This is a genomic window from Neobacillus drentensis (assembly GCF_036966985.1).
Lineage (GTDB): Bacteria > Bacillota > Bacilli > Bacillales > Cytobacillaceae > Neobacillus > Neobacillus drentensis_E.
Genome location: NZ_JBALSN010000326.1, coordinates 1,585 through 1,925 on the forward strand (window position 1 = coordinate 1,585; position 341 = coordinate 1,925).

Annotated in this window: 1 protein-coding gene; it reads left to right on the forward strand. The window is 31.4% G+C overall.

What is annotated here, in order from left to right; all coding sequences use genetic code 11:
* Positions 1-131: 131 nt before the first annotated feature.
* Positions 132-308, forward strand: a complete 177-nt coding sequence (locus V7659_RS20490) for a hypothetical protein (protein WP_335541842.1) — start codon at positions 132-134, stop codon at positions 306-308.
* The last annotated feature ends 33 nt before the right edge of the window (positions 309-341 follow it).

Genomic DNA, 341 nt, shown 5'->3' on the forward strand with positions numbered 1-341 from the left:
TCATAAATCAAAATAGTATGTCCTGTAACCAATTAGAAACGCCACCAAAACCTAGTATAAAAAACAAAAATAGTGTCAATTCTATTAGAAAAACATAAAAAGTTTGCTAGAGGAGTTGGAGTTTCGGGGACATGAACAATCTAACAAATATTTATCATGATCTTACTGCAATTAAGTCGTTGGAATTAGAGAAATGCAACCATGAACTGAATAATAATCACAATGAAACAATAAAAAAGGCATTAATGGTATATCGAGCAGAATTGCTAGAATGCTTAGAAATGTACAATCATTATTTAGATAAATAAACATCCCCAGGCTACCTGAACTATGACCCGAAT

Coding starts and splice junctions, on each gene's coding strand:
- V7659_RS20490 (WP_335541842.1), top strand. CDS start 132: ATGAACAATCTAACAAATATTTATCATGATCTTACTGCAATTAAGTCG.